We start from the raw sequence: 13,529 nt of genomic DNA, 5'->3' as shown, positions 1-13,529 counted from the left end.
TCAGCCGTGGTGGCCGGCGTGCGCGCTGTGGTTGGTGCCGATCTCCTCGTCGCCGCCGAGCGTGTGCTGCAGCGCCTTGACCACCTTGTCCTCGCCCACGGCGACCCACTTGCGGCCGACGAGGTAGAAACCGCCGTAGTCCTTCGCGTCGTTGATCCACTCGCGCTGGCCGCGGTCGGTGGCGAAGGTGGCGAAGACGTACTTGCCGTCGGAGGTCGTGCAGATGGCCTGGCGGACCTCGTCGGCGTCGATCTGCATGTCCGGCTTGCACTTCACCTTGGCGGCCAGGCTCTCCAGACTGCCGGTGGCGGCGGTCGGCACCTTGGCGGCCGCGTCGCTGTTTCCGGTTCCGCAGCCCGCCAGCGCCAGGACGCCCGCGGCTGTGGCCACGGCGAGCATCGGTCGGGTCAACCTCATCTGTTCCTCCGGGTCGCTCTGCTGGCCCTTGGGCCCGTCCCCTTCGATACGGCTAGGACAGCTGACGCGCTCAAAAATACGACTGTCTGTCGTGCACGCGTGTGCGAAGGTGCTCCGGTGAACCAAGACTGGGAAGATCGCGTGACCGCCGCCTGGGCCACCCTCGACGAGTATCCGGAAGAGCGGGCCGTCGACTTCCGGGCCGTGATCGACGCCCTCGCCGCCGAACTGCCGGACGGCAGCCCGCTCGGTCTCTTCGAGCAGGCCTCCGCCTGGGACTCCACCGGGCACTCCGACAAGGCCGTGCCGCTGTACCGGGAGGCGCTGGCGCGCGGGCTGAGCGAGGTCAGCCGGTACAAGGGGCGCAGGGCCAAGATCCAGTTGTCCAGTTCGCTCAGGAACACCGGGCAGCCCGAGGAGGGCGTCAAGCTGCTGACACCCGAACTGGACGCGCCCTCCGACGAGTTGGACGACGCGGTACGGGCCTGTCTGGCGCTGTGCCTGTCCAGTCTCGGCCGGGACCGCGAAGGTCTCTCCCTGGTGCTCGGCGCCCTGGCGCCCCATCTCCCCCGCTACCAGCGATCGATGGCGAACTACGCGCGGGCACTCGTCGAGCCCGAGGGGTAAGTCACCCGGGCGGCGGTGACTATCCCACGATTCGCTCGTTTTGCTGAACGTGCAGTCACAGGATGTCGCCCCGCGCCCCGCACCGTCCCCTTCCGACCTGGCCGTCGACGTCGAACAGGCCGAGGCCGCGCTCGTCGAGCACTACCCGCGGCTGGTCCGGCTCGCCTACCTGGTGCTGCCGCCGAGCCTCGGCCGCAACCGGCGCGTGGTGACCGCGCACGCCCTCACCCAGCGCGCCCTGCCCCGCGGCCGGGCGCAGGCGCCCGCGATCCCGGCCCGCTCGACCGGGCGCAACGGCGATCCCGGGTACGCCTTCGTCCGCCTCCAGGTGCTGCGTACGGCACTGGAGGCGGGCCTGCCGCTGAAGCGCACGGCGCTCCCCAAGCGCTCCCAGCTGCCGCCGCTGCTCCCCCAGGTGTGGGGCCTGCGCCTGTTCCCGCGTTCGGGCGGTGCCGACGAACTCGCCCTGGACCAGCGGCTGTCCGCCCTGTCCGGCCCCGCCCGTGCCGCCTATGTCCTGCGCGGCCTGGAGGAACTCCCCGACGGTGACGTGGTCGAGGTGCTGACCGCCGCCGGCTGCGAGGACCCGCAGGACGCGCTCCGGGAGGCCGACGACGTCCCGGAGCAGTACGCCCTGCTCGACTCCCCCGAGTTCGACCCCTGCTCACTGCACGCCCGGCCCACCGATCTGATGCGCCGCAGACAGCACACCAGGGCCGCGCTCGCCGCCGCGGCGGCCGTCGCCGTGTGCGGGGTGCTGCTCGGTCTGCCCGGGGACGGCTGGGCCCCCGACGGCGCCGCGGCCCCCGTGTACGCGCAGAACCCGGCCGCCGAGGCCGCCCTGGACCCGGCGAAGCTGCTACGGGTCGCCCCCACCGCCTGGACGACCTCCGCGCGCACCGACTTCTCCGTCTGGCCGGCCCGCGGCGACCTCACCGGCGACAAGGCGCTGCTGCGCCGCGCCCTCGCCGTCTGGGCCCGCCCCGGCGAGAGCGTGCAGGTCTCCGCGACCCCCGGCACCCCCTCGGGCGGCCCCTCCGGACCGCCCCAGCTGCTGTACGCCGGGACCGTCGACAGCGCACGGGTGGTGATGCTCTACGACGGTCTGCGCATCGCCCGGTACGCCGAGCCGAGGAGCGGCACGAAGGGCGCCGCCCTCGACTTCGCGCGGGTCGACGGCGCCGACCGCTCCGAGGCGAACGCGCTGGTCCTGAACCGGGCGGACGGCAACGTCCGCTATCTGACGGCCCCCTGGGTGAAGCAGGCCGCCGAGCGGGACCTCCTCAAGCCGGCCACCGGCACGACGGCCCTCGCCCTGACCGGCGGCGTCACGGCACCGCTGGCCAGCCCCGCCGCCGAGAGCGGCGACTGCAGGTCGTGGAAGGTGCTCCAGCTCACCGACGCCACCGGCACCCGCCTCAGCACCGACCTCGGCGAGCTCGTCCCCGCCCACCTCACCACCGGACGGCCCGGCGCCGCCCACGAGGTCACCGGCGCCCCGGCCCTGCACACCTGGGCGCCGTACGCCTGCTCGCTGGCCTCGATGCGCTCGGCGGGGGTGCGCGCGGTCAACGCCTGGGAGTACGGCCGGCAGCCGCTGCCCGACGCGAGCGGTGCGGCGGACTGGGTGTGCACCCGGGCCGACACCTGGCGCGGCGGCGGGACGCGGGTGCTGGCGCAGTTCCACACGCCGGGCGGGGTGTACGGGGCGGTCGCGGCGAAGGCGGAGAACGTACCGGCGTGCGGGGTGAAGGACCCGCATGTGCTCGCCGGGGTGTTGTGGAAGTCGGAGGCGAAGAACTGGTACCTCCTCGCGGCCGGCGCCCCGGGGACGTCGTCGATCAGTACGACGGGAGGGGTCAGCGCCTCCGCTCCGGGCAGCCTGCTGGCCGTACGGGCCAAGCAGGGCGTACGGGCCGAGCTGGCGGGGACCCTGGAGGACGGCCGGCAGATCAGCGGACTGCACTAAGCGCTCCGCGGGATGTGCGGCGATGGGCCGTCGACCGTCCGCGGCATGGTCGTGGCTGGTCGCGCCCCGCGGCGGAGCCGCACATGGATACAGCCCCGCGCCCCTTTGGGGCGCTGCCGAACCGCGGCGGACTTCACCGAGGCCGCTCAGCGCCGCTCGACCCTCCACCCGCTTGCTGACAGTGTCGTCAACAAGTCCCCGCCGAAGGGTTCCCCTCGGACTTACCCGTCAGTACATTGACGCCATGTCCAACAAGCAGGCCTCGGAGTGGGTCGCCCTCAAGGCGCGGAAGGTGTCCTTCTCGTGGGAGGAGACCCCGCTGCACTGGGTGCCTGGGGATCCCTTCACCACGCACACCATCAATGTGCTGCATCTGCTGCTGCCCGCCGGTGAGCGGTGGTTCGTGCACGTCTACAAGCAGGTGCTGCCCTACATCCGGGACGAGCGGCTGCGTGAGGACGTCATCGGGTTCATCGGGCAGGAGGCGATGCACTCACAGGCCCACGACGAGGTCCTGCCGCACCTGAGGGAGCTCGGACTCGATCCGACGCCGTACACCGCGCAGGTCGACTGGTTCTTCGAGAAGCTGCTCGGCGACCGCACGCTGCCTCCCGGCAGGGCGCGCAGGTGGTGGCTGATGGAGCGGGTCGCGATCATCGCGGCGATCGAGCACTACACCGCGTTCCTCGGCAACTGGGTCCTCAACGCCGAGGAGCTGGACCGGCGGGGTGCCGACCCGACCATGCTGGATCTGCTGCGCTGGCACGGCGCGGAGGAGGTCGAGCACCGGTCCGTCGCCTTCGACCTGTTCATGCACGTCGACGGCGGCTACCGGCGACGGGTGCGCACCTGGGCCACCGCGTTCGCGGCGCTCGTGTTCCTGTGGCAGCGCGGGGCGCGCTTCTTCATGGAGAACGACCCGACGCTGGTCGACGGCCACGCGAGCTTCAAGGAGTTCTACGTGCGGGGCAGACGGGGCACGCTGCCCGCGACCGGCGACATGCTCAGGTCCATCCCGCGGTACCTCAGCCGGGCCTACCACCCCTCCCAGGAGTGCTCCACCGAGCAGGCCGTCGCCTATCTCGCCTCCTCCCCCGCGGCGGTCGCGGCCCTCGCGGCGGAGCGGGGAGCCCTGTGATGCCGAAGCTGCGCGCGGTCGTGGTCGCCGCCGGCACGGCCATGCTGGTCAGGCGGGCGATGCGGCGCCGCATCCGGACCTCGCCGCTGTGGCCCATGCCCGCCCTGGAGAACCCGACCTCCGGGCGCCCGCGGTCAAGGGCACTGAGGCTGCTGGTCGCCTCGCGCACGACGATCGCCGACGGCGTCGTACAACTGCGCCTGGAGGGGAGGGACTTGCCGCGCTGGGAACCCGGCGCGCATCTCGACCTCGTCCTGCCTTCGGGGCTGGTGCGGCAGTACTCGTTGTGCGGCGACCCGGAGGACACCTCGTCGTACACGGTCGCCACCCGGCTGATCGCGGACGGGCGCGGTGGCTCGCGCGAGGTGCACGAGCAGGTCACCGAGGGGATGGAGCTGGAGGTGCGCGGGCCGCGGAACCGCTTCCCGCTCGTCGGGGCGCCGTCGTACGTCTTCGTCGTCGGCGGCATCGGGATCACTCCCGTGCTGCCAATGCTGCGGGCGCTCGGGGACGGCGCGGAGTGGCGGCTGGTGTACGGCGGGCGGACGCGGGCGTCGATGCCGTTCCTGGAGGAGCTCGAGAAGCTGGGCGGTGACCGGGCGACCGTCGTCGCCGAGGACGAGGACGGACTGCCCGATCTCGACGGCCTGTTGGCGGGCGCGGCCGAGGACGCCGCCGTGTACTGCTGCGGCCCGGAGGGGCTCATCGCCGCGATGCAGGAGCGGTTCCCGCAGGTGCGCCTCGAACGGTTCACACCCCGCACGTCGGCCGACGGCAACGCCGCCTTCGAGGTCGAACTCCGGCGCAGCGGACGGACGTTGACCGTGCCGGCCGACTCGACCGTGCTGGCCGCCGTGCGCGCCGCGCTGCCGAACACGCCCTACTCCTGTGAGCAGGGGTTCTGCGGAACCTGCGAGCAGCGGGTCCTGGAGGGCGAGGTGGAGCACCGCGACGAACTGCTGACGGACGCCGAGCGTGCCGACTCGATGCTGATCTGCGTTTCGCGGGCACGAAGTGAGCGTCTCGTGCTGGATATGTGAACACCGGTGGCCGGACCGGACCGTTCCGGGCCGGATCCGATCGGTAAGGTGTTCGCATGACTACCGGGGTACGCCGCAGAATGGGAGTCGAGGAGCGGCGGCAGCAGTTGATCGGCGTCGCCCTCGAACTGTTCAGCCAACGCTCTCCCGACGACGTCTCCATCGACGAGATAGCCGCCGCCGCGGGCATCTCACGCCCGCTGGTGTACCACTACTTCCCGGGCAAACTCAGCCTGTACGAGGCCGCGTTGAGGCGTGCGGCGGAGGATCTGGCGGGCCGCTTCAAGGAGCCCCAGGAGGGCCCGCTGGGGGCGCGGCTGCTGCGGGCGATGCGCCGCTTCTTCGACTTCGTGGACGACCACGGCCCCGGTTTCTCCGCACTGATGCGCGGCGGCCCGGCCGTTGGCTCCTCGGCCACCAACGCCCTCATCGACTCCGTACGCCAGGCCGCATACGAACAGATCCTGTCGCATCTGGACGTCCAGGACCCGCCCGCCCGACTGGAACTGGTCGTACGCTCCTGGATCTCCCTGGCCGAGTCGACGGCCCTGATCTGGCTGGACGGCCGCCGCATTCCCCGCGCCGAACTGGAGTCCCAACTCGTCCATGACTTCGCCGCCTTGGCCGCGGTGAGCGCCGCCTACGACGAGGAGATGGGCGCGCTGCTGCGCCGCATGATCAAGGACGAACCACCGGACGGCCCGTTCGCGGACCTGGTCGCCCGGTTGCTCTCACTGGCGTCGTAGGACTGTCTAACGCTCGAACTTCCGGTACGACGGGTCGAGGTCGCGGACCTCGGCGGAGGCGTGCAGGACCGCGTGGCCGTCGTCCTCCACATGCTTCTTCAGCAGCTCGAGGACGGTCTCGGTGAGCTTCGCCTTCGTCTCCTCGGTGCGGCCCGCGAGCAGTCCGATCATGACGTGCACCACGGCGTGCCCATGGTCCAGGGGGTCCTCGTAGCCGAACGCGGTGACCTCGGACGCGCGGAACTGCGTCTTGCAGGCCTCCGGCTTGGCGGCCGCGATCTCGACGAGCGCGGTGTGCAGGTCGTGGGCGAAGCCCTCCCGGTCGAAGTGGATCGACTTCGAGTGGTCGACGGTGATCTGCGGCATGGGCACTCCTGTTCCAGAACGGCGGCGACGGGAGCAGCCTAATTCCTCAGCTGGAGCGCGAGCATCGCGATGTCGTCCTCGCGGTCGTGCCCGAAGCAGGCCAGAAGGGTGTCGCACAGGGCGTCCAGGCCGGGCAGCGCGCCGACGGCCGCCGAGCGGAGCTGCTCCATCGACAGGCTCAGGTCCGTGCCCCGGGTCTCGATCAGGCCGTCGGTGACCATGAGGAGCCGGTCGCCGGGCTCCAGGAACAGCTCGGCGGGCGGCGGGTGCGGCAGGCCCAGGCCGAGCAGCGGGCCGTCGGCCTTGGCGTACTCCGCGTCTGAATCGTTCCGCAGGATCAGCGGCGGGATGTGGCCGGCGTTGGCGATCCGGGTGCGCCCGGTCTCGGGGTCGATCAGGACGAGACAGACGGTGGCGGTAACGTCCGGGTGGTAGTGCTGCAGCATCCGGTCGAGGCGCTCGGCGAGCACGGCCGGGTCGCTCTCCTCGACGCAGTAGGCGCGCAGCGCATGGCGTATCTCGACCATGACGGTGGCCGCCTCCAGCGAGTGCCCGACGACGTCGCCGACCGCGGTGAGCACGCCCTCGTCGGTGCGCAGGGCCGCGTAGAAGTCGCCGCCGATCTCGGTCTCCCGGGACGCCGGTACGTAGCGGACGCCGACGTCGATGCCGGGCAGTTCGGGCAGCCGGTGCGGCTGGGGCAGGAAGCTGTGCTGGAGGGTGAGGGCGACATGCCGCTCGACCTGGTACATGAGCAGCGGCTCGGCGGCGAGCGCGGCGGCCTGCGCCAGCTGGGCGACCAGCGCCTCCTCCTCGGGGTTCACCCGGCGCACCCCGCGGGTGGGCGTGGCCAGGCACACGGGGGCCTGGCCGTCCTGGGTGAGGACCAGCGCCAGCCGGGCGTCGTGCTGTACGCCGGGCCGGAAGAACCCGGCGGGCCAGAGCGGCGCGGGCACGGTGGTGATCTGCACCCCGGCCTGTCCGCGGGTCAGCCGCCGCAGCAGACCGGCCACGGTGCGGTGGGCGCCCGCGTCCGGCAGGGCGAGGGAGGTGCGGTCCCGGGAGATGCCGCAGTACAGCTCGTCGTCCGGGCCGAGGACGAAGACGGCGGCGGGAGAGCCGATGAGCCGTGCGGTGCCGTCGGCCGCGGCGTCGGCGAGTTCCTGCAGGGAGCGCGCCGACTGGATGGTGACGATCGCCTGGGACAGCAGCGTCAGCCGCCGTACCAGCGCCTGGTCGTCGGCCCGCAGCCGGGCGGTGCGCACCGCGGAGCGGACCACCGCCTCGATCTCCTCGGGCTCGGCGGGCACCGTCAGATAGATCTCGGCGCCCGTGTCCAGCCCCTGGCAGCGGCCTCCCGGGGCGACCGCGGCGGCCGAGAAGTGCACGACGGGCAGGCCCGCCATGTGCGGCCGCTCCTTGAGCCGCCGGCACAGTTCGAAGCCGCTCATGTCCGGCAGGTCGACGTCGACTAGGGCCACGTCGGGCAGGGCGCCCTTGCGCAGCCGTACGTCGAGTTCGACGAGGGCCTGGTTGCCGGTGGCGACCGGTACGACCTGGTGTCCGGCCCGGCGCAGCACGGTGCCCATCGCGTACCTGCTGGCCGCGACGTCGTCCACGACCAGCACGGTCGTGTCTGTCAGCTTCCCGTTGAGGTCCATCTTTCAGCCCTTGGACAACGCCGGTGGGGCAGACCGGGGTTCGGCCTGCCCCACCAAAGTAATGCCCCTTTCAGGAGATCCGGGAGAATATTGCGACACTGCGCCCCGGAACGGCGAACGTGCCCGATTCCCGCTCATAGGAAGAGGTCTTGACGATAGGGTCGGCGCCTGCCGTCTGCACCGGGTGCAGCCGGTAGCCGGTTCCGGCCAGGGCGTCGATCCGCTGCTCCTGCTTCTGCGGGGTGGCGTTGAAGACGACGACCAGGTCACCGAGTCGCATGGTGATCACGCCGGGCGTCTCGTCCTTCCCGGACAGCGGGAAGGACAGCTTCGACTGCACTTGGTCGGTGGTGCCGAGGGAGAACACCTTCTCGGTCGAACGGATCTTCAGCAGGTCCTGGTAGGCGGCCGAGGCGCCCTCGATCTGCGGGCAGCCGACCCGCACCGAGCTCAGCAGCGGCTTCGCGTACGGCCACTTGGACTGGTTGTCGGCCGCCATCGGCAGCCCCCGGCCGAAGCCGTTGCCGTCCGCGCAGTTCCAGTGGATGGCGTTGAACCAGTCGCCGCTGTCGAACGAGTTGCGGTCCAGGGACTTGGAACGCAGCAGGTCGGAGCCCGCCTGCGAGAGGGACGGGCCCTGCGAGAGGGTGGCCGTCGCCATCGCGAGGACCTGCATCCTGGCCCGGTCGGCGGCGCTCGTCGAGGCGGGCAGCTTGTAGGCGAGGGCGTCGAAGAGGGACTCGTTGTCGTGCGCGTCGGCGTAGGCGACGGCGTCACCGGGCGCGTCCGCGTAACCGGCCGGCTGGCCGTTGTAGTCCACCTCGGCGCCGGAGACCGCCTTGCCGTCGGTGTCGGTGAAGCGGTACGTGGCGAGGTTTCCGGACAGACCGACCTTGATCAGGTCCTGGTAGTGCAGGAGGCGGGCCTTCTGCTCGGCCGAAGTGCCGTTGGCGGTGGACGAGTTGGGGTCGGTGTACAGGCCGGAGGCGAAGCCCTGGATTCCGGGGTCGGAGTCGAAGGGGCTGCCGCCGCGCACGGCGTCACGGGCGCGGTCGGAGAAGGTCGCGATGCCCGTACCGGCCATGTTCTTCTGGGTGGCCTGCACGAAGCGGGCGTCGTCGGCGACCTCGCCGAAGTTCCAGCCCTCGCCGTACATGATGATCTTCTTGCCGTCGACGCCGTCCTTGGCGAGGGTCAGCGCGTCGAGCGCCTTGCGCACGGCGAGGATATTGGCCTTCGGCTGGTGTCCCATCAGGTCGAAGCGGAAGCCGTCGACCTTGTACTCCTTGGCCCAGGTGACGACCGAGTCGACGACCAGCTTGCCCATCATGGCGTTCTCGGTGGCCGTATTGGCGCAGCAGGTGCTGTTGGCGACCGAGCCGTCGGCGAGGAGGCGCTGGTAGTAGCCGGGCACCACCTTGTCGAGGACGCTGGTGTCTGCCTGACCGGCGGCCGCCGTGTGGTTGTAGACGACGTCCATGACGACCCGCAGCCCGTCCTGGTTGAGCCCCTTCACCATCTTGCGGAACTCGACGGTACGGCCGGTCCCGTCCGGGTCGGTCGCGTACGAGCCCTCGGGGACCGTGTAGTGGAACGGGTCGTAGCCCCAGTTGTAGGCGTCCTTCGCGGCGGCCTTCGCCACGCACTCCTGCTGCTTGTCGGAGTCGGCGGCGTAGGAGGCGAGAGCGCAGTCCGTCGTCGCCTGGTCCGCCTTCTTCTCCGGGACGGTCGCGAAGTCGAAGGCGGGCAGCAGATGGACGTACGACGTGCCCGACTTCGCCAGCTCGCGCAGGTGCTTCGAGCCGTCGCTGTTCCGGTCGGTGAAGGCGAGGTAGGTGCCCTGGTCCTTGGCCGGTACGGTCTTGTCCGCGACGGAGAAGTCCCGGATGTGCAGCTCCTGGATCTGGGCGTCCTTCAGCGGTACGGCCTTGGGCTTGGCGAGGCTCGACCAGCCGCTCGGGGCAAGGGACCTGTCGTCCAGGTCGACGACGAGGCTGCGCTCGGAGTTCGCGGTGAGGGCGACCGAGTACGGGTCGGTGACCTTGTTGGTGACGACCTTGCGGACGCTGGGCGCCCACACCTTGACGACGTACCGGTAGGGCTTGTTCTTCCAGGACTCCGGGCCGGTGACGGACCAGACGCCGGTGGATTCGTCGCGCTTCATCTTCTTGAGCGAGCCGTCGAGCTCCAGTGCCACGCTCTGCGCGGTCGGCGCCCACACGGAGAGTGTGGGGCGGCCCTTGTGGAACGTCGGCCCCAGCTCTGCCCTGGTGGCGTCCGCGTACACGTCGTCGAGCACGCCGGCGATCTGGACGCCGGTCGCCGCCAGCACGGCGCCGTTGGCGGCCCGCTGGGAGGCGACGATCTGTCCGTCGAGTGCCTCGCGCACCCGGCCCTGGTCGCGCGGGTCGACGGACCACGCCGTGTAGTTCTTCAGATACGGGAACCTGGCCTTCTGGGCATCGGTGAGCGTGGTCTTCGCAAGCCGCAGCCAGCGCTCGTCGTCGCTGGTCAGCGTGCCGTCCTTCACGGAGATCGAGCCGTCGTGGGAGTACAGCAGCTGGGTGGAGACGGCGGCGTCGGAGCCGTTCCAGGCGACCGTGTTCCGGTCGATCCAGATCGCCTTGGAGGTGCTCAGGTCGAGCGCGGCGGCGGAGCCCGCGGGCTGCGGCAGCAGGTACTTCTCCTGGCCGTTCAACAGCCACACCTCATAGCCGTTGGACTTGAGATCCAGCGACTGGTCGGCCGGGAGGTCCTTCTCGTCGCCCTTGTGGATGATGTAACTGAGGCTGGTGGCGCCGTCGCTGAGCGGCACCTCGAAGACCGCGCCATAGGCGTCGGTCCTCACCGGCTTCAGCGGGCTCGACCAGTCCGTGGGGTTCGCGGCACCGGTCCAGACGTGCAGTCCCCAGCCGTCGTAGTTCCCGTCGGCGCGGTGGTAGTGGATGACCGCCTTGGTCCTGTCCTGCGCCGGGTAGTCGGGCCGTGTCGTCTGTACGGCCTCCTTGCCCTGCTCGATCCAGACCTCGCCGGTCTTGGTGACGTCGATGGTGCGGTCGGTGGAGACGTCCTTGGTGCCGTCCTTGTCGACGACCAGGAATCCGACGCCGACGGCGCCCGGCTTCAGCTTGACGTAGGCGAAGGCGCCGTACGCGTCACGCCCGACGAAGGGGTGCCCGGCGGGCCAGGTGGTCGACTCGCCGTCGGCGAGGTCGCCCCAGGCGTACAGACCCCACTTGTCGTAGTCGCCGTCGGTGCGCTTGTAGTGGACGATCGCGTAGTCGCGGGAGGAGGCGGTGGGGGGCTGCGCGACGGGCGGGGTGCCGGTGGTGGAGGCGGCGGTGGCGCTCGCCGTGTGCCCGGCGGTGTCGATGACAACTGCCTTGTAACGCAGGGCCGTTCCGGCCGGGACGTCCTTGCCGATGGTCTGGGTGACCTGGTACGGGGCGTGGTCGGCGGAGCCCAGGACCTGCCACGTGCCGTCGCCGACCTGGGCAGCGAAGACGACGCGGTTGAGCTGTCCGCCGTCGACAGCCGCGGAGAGTTCCACGGTGCCGGTGGCGCCGGCGTCCGGGGCCTTGAGGGTGAGGGACGGTGCGGTGGTGGGCTCGGCGAGCCTGCCCGCCGCCTTGAGGACGATCGCCGAGCCGGCCGGGACGGTGACCGTGATCTTCTTGTCGGCGTCGGAGGTGACCTCGTCCGAAGTCCCGTGGATCCCACGGAACTTCATGCCCGCCGAGCCGGTGGCGAAGGTGGCCGTCTTCGCCTCGTCGGCGTTGTTGAGGGCGACGACGTACTCCTGGCCGGTCCTGGCGTCCGTACGGGAGAACGCGTAGACACCGGAGCCGTCGGCCGCGTACCGCTGTGTCTGGACGCCGTCCGTGAGGGCCGGATTGTCCTTGCGCAGCTTGCTCAGCGCGGCGATCTGCTTGTACAGCGGCGCGCTCGTGTCGTACGAATCGCTCGCGTGGGTGCGGTCGGTGCCGATCTCGTCGTCGTCGAGGTAGTCGGCGACCTTCGAGGCGAACATCGTCTGGCGGGCGTCCTTGTCGCCGCCGGAGCCCGTGAAGCCCTGCTCGTCGCCGTAGTAGACGACCGGGTTGCCGCGGCTGAGGAACATCACCTCGTTGGCGAGCTCGTCCTTCTTGAGGATCTCGGCATCGGTGGCCTTCGGGTTGTCCTGCTTCAGGAAGTACCCGATGCGGCCCATGTCGTGGTTGCCGAGGAAGGTGACCTGCTCGTACGCGTTGGCCTTGTCGGTCGTGTACTTGTAGTCGTCGCCGAAGAGCGCGGCGAGCTTCTGCGCGCTGCCGCCCTGGGAGGCGTAGCTGCGGGCCGCGTCCTGGAAGGGGAAGTCGAGGGTGGCGTCGAGGCGGCCCTGGGTGACGTACGGCGAGGTGATCGAGGTGTCGGCGGAGTAGACCTCGCCGAACATGAAGAAGTTCCTGCGCCCCTGCCTGGCCGCGTAGGCGTCGAGGGCGGTCGCCCACTGGGTCCAGAAGTCCATGTCGACGTGCTTGACCGTGTCGATCCGGAAGCCGTCGATGCCGAAGTCGCGCACCCAGCGCTCGTAGATCTTCTCCATGCCCTGTACGACCTCGGGACGCTCGGTCCACAGGTCGTCGAGGCCGCTGAAGTCCCCGTAGGTGGCGCTCTCACCGGCGAAGGTGGAGTCACCGCGGTTGTGGTACATCGTCGGGTCGTTGAGCCAGGCCGGGACCTTGGCGTTCTTGTCCGCGGCGGCGACGGTGGGCGTGCGCGGGAAGGAACCGGCGTCGACGGCGGGGAACTTCCTGCTGCCGTCCGCGTAGTCGGCGTCGTCGAAGGGGCGGCCGTCCTTGGTCAGATACGGGAAGGCGCCCTTGGAGAGGTAGTCGTAGGACTTCTCCTTGTAGTCGACGACGTCGGCGGTGTGGTTGGTGATGACGTCGAAGAAGACCTTCATGCCCTTGGCGTGCGCCTTGGAGATGAGGTTCTCGAGGTCCTTGTTGGTGCCGAAGTGCGGGTCGACCTGGGTGAAGTCGGTGATCCAGTAGCCGTGGTAGCCGGCGGAGGCGTTGCTCCCCGTCCCCTGTACGGGACGGTTCTTGAAGATCGGGGCCATCCAGATGGCGGTGGTGCCCAGGCCCTTGATGTAGTCGAGCTTCTTGGTCAGGCCCTTGAGGTCGCCGCCCTGGTAGAAGCCCTTGTCGGTGGGGTCGTACCCGGTGCTGAGCCGCGAACCCGTCAGACCGCCTCTGTCATTGCCGGCATCCCCGTTGGCGAAACGGTCCGGCATGACGAAGTAGAACTGCTCGCGGGTGTCGTCGTGCCGGGCGGGCGCGGCGGCGAGCTTCGCGTCGGAGGGCGGCGGGGGCGGGGAGGCCGCCTGCGCGGCCAATGGCTGGATCAGGGCGGCGGCAACGGCCACGACGGTGACGGCCGCGACCCGTCTCGCTCTCGGTATCACAGGCGAAACTCCTTGCGATGACGGCTCTGTTGGGTCCGACCCCGCGCGACCGTATCGCTGACGCAAGGTTTACAGCAAGAGGCTTGAAAGTCACAGCAAGGAGTTTCACAAGCAAG

9 protein-coding genes are annotated in these 13,529 nt (G+C 70.4%); 5 read left to right on the top strand and 4 right to left on the bottom strand.

All coding sequences use genetic code 11. The features are described 5' to 3' along the window. Nucleotides 1-417: a hypothetical protein gene (locus ACFY1U_RS02890; protein WP_390692359.1), complete on the bottom strand. Its 417-nt coding sequence runs from the start codon at nucleotides 415-417 to the stop codon at nucleotides 1-3. Between the two features lie 99 nt (nucleotides 418-516). Here ACFY1U_RS02890 and ACFY1U_RS02885 point away from each other — a divergent pair, with 99 nt between their 5' ends. The 5 genes from ACFY1U_RS02885 (at nucleotide 517) to ACFY1U_RS02865 (ending at nucleotide 5,937) form a co-directional block, all read left to right on the top strand. After that, nucleotides 517-1,044 carry a tetratricopeptide repeat protein gene (locus tag ACFY1U_RS02885; RefSeq protein ID WP_390692358.1) on the top strand — a complete coding sequence of 176 codons (528 nt, stop codon included), beginning with the start codon at nucleotides 517-519 and terminating at the stop codon, nucleotides 1,042-1,044. A gap of 49 nt (nucleotides 1,045-1,093) precedes the next feature. After that, nucleotides 1,094-3,013: a hypothetical protein gene (locus ACFY1U_RS02880; RefSeq protein WP_390692357.1), complete on the top strand. Its 1,920-nt coding sequence runs from the start codon at nucleotides 1,094-1,096 to the stop codon at nucleotides 3,011-3,013. 244 nt (nucleotides 3,014-3,257) lie between these two features. Continuing rightward, nucleotides 3,258-4,151 (top strand): metal-dependent hydrolase, encoded by an 894-nt coding sequence (locus tag ACFY1U_RS02875; protein ID WP_390692356.1) that lies wholly within the window; start codon nucleotides 3,258-3,260, stop codon nucleotides 4,149-4,151. Next, a complete protein-coding gene (locus tag ACFY1U_RS02870; protein WP_390692355.1) occupies nucleotides 4,151-5,191 on the top strand; it encodes a PDR/VanB family oxidoreductase in 1,041 nt (346 codons plus the stop codon). The genes ACFY1U_RS02875 and ACFY1U_RS02870 overlap by 1 nt, the downstream gene beginning before the upstream one ends. A 56-nt stretch (nucleotides 5,192-5,247) precedes the next feature. After that, the gene (locus ACFY1U_RS02865; protein ID WP_390692354.1) at nucleotides 5,248-5,937 is read left to right on the top strand and encodes a TetR/AcrR family transcriptional regulator; all 690 of its coding nucleotides are present in this window, start codon (nucleotides 5,248-5,250) and stop codon (nucleotides 5,935-5,937) included. Between the two features lie 6 nt (nucleotides 5,938-5,943). On the opposite strand, the gene ACFY1U_RS02860 is transcribed toward ACFY1U_RS02865, so the two are convergent. The 3 genes from ACFY1U_RS02860 to pulA all read right to left on the bottom strand — a co-directional run bounded on the left by ACFY1U_RS02860 (nucleotide 5,944) and on the right by pulA (nucleotide 13,413). Continuing rightward, complete coding sequence (locus tag ACFY1U_RS02860) at nucleotides 5,944-6,303, bottom strand: 5-carboxymethyl-2-hydroxymuconate Delta-isomerase (RefSeq protein ID WP_390692353.1); 360 nt, start codon at nucleotides 6,301-6,303, stop codon at nucleotides 5,944-5,946. 38 nt (nucleotides 6,304-6,341) lie between these two features. Then, entirely contained in the window at nucleotides 6,342-7,964 is a 1,623-nt protein-coding gene (locus tag ACFY1U_RS02855) for a SpoIIE family protein phosphatase (protein ID WP_390692352.1), read from the bottom strand. Between the two features lie 70 nt (nucleotides 7,965-8,034). Next, complete coding sequence (gene pulA, locus ACFY1U_RS02850) at nucleotides 8,035-13,413, bottom strand: pullulanase-type alpha-1,6-glucosidase (protein ID WP_390692351.1); 5,379 nt, start codon at nucleotides 13,411-13,413, stop codon at nucleotides 8,035-8,037. Nucleotides 13,414-13,529: the final 116 nt, after the last annotated feature.

Source organism: Streptomyces sp. NPDC001351 (assembly GCF_042896045.1).
GTDB lineage: Bacteria > Actinomycetota > Actinomycetes > Streptomycetales > Streptomycetaceae > Streptomyces.
This window is presented reverse-complemented; position numbering and strand designations above follow the sequence as displayed.